At 59.7% G+C, this 539-nt stretch carries 1 protein-coding gene; it reads right to left on the reverse strand.

Annotated features, from left to right (window positions below; translation table 11 throughout):
* Positions 1-539: (Fe-S)-binding protein (locus CPA45_RS22580; RefSeq protein WP_133066829.1), on the reverse strand; the 539-nt coding region annotated here is incomplete at both ends.

The following is a 539-nucleotide window of genomic DNA, read 5'->3' on the forward strand; positions in this document are numbered from 1 at the left end:
TAAATGGTTTTGGAGGTTTCCACATTACGGGTTTCATGCCCGTAGGTGCCCGACATGCCGCAGCAACCGCTATTCGCCAGTTCAAGCTGTAAGCCAAAGGCGGCAAACACCTGCTGCCAGGCTTTTGGGCTGCCTGGGGCGTTGGTCTTTTCGGTGCAGTGCGACAGCAGCTTGAAACCTGGGTCAGTGAGCGTGAGCTGGCGGGGGGCGAGTGTGTTGATGCGGGTGGCCAGCCACTCCTGGAGCATCAGCACCTCGGGGACCTGCTCGGCACCTAGGGCTTTGACGTACTCCTGGCGGTAGGTGAGTGTCATGGCCGGGTCGATACCGACCATGGGCACCTGAAACTCGGCCAGCGCCCGTAGGCGTTTGGCCTGTTTTTCCGCGGTGCGCTCAAAGGCGCCTAAAAAGCCCTGTACCTGCAGTGGTTTGCCGTTGGCAGAAAACGGCATCACAAACACCCGCAGGTTGAGCCGCGAGAGCAGTTCCACCACATCCATCACCAGCTTGGCTTCAAAGTGGCTGGTGAAGGCGTCCTG

Source organism: Vreelandella nigrificans, from assembly GCF_002374315.1.
GTDB lineage: Bacteria > Pseudomonadota > Gammaproteobacteria > Pseudomonadales > Halomonadaceae > Vreelandella > Vreelandella nigrificans.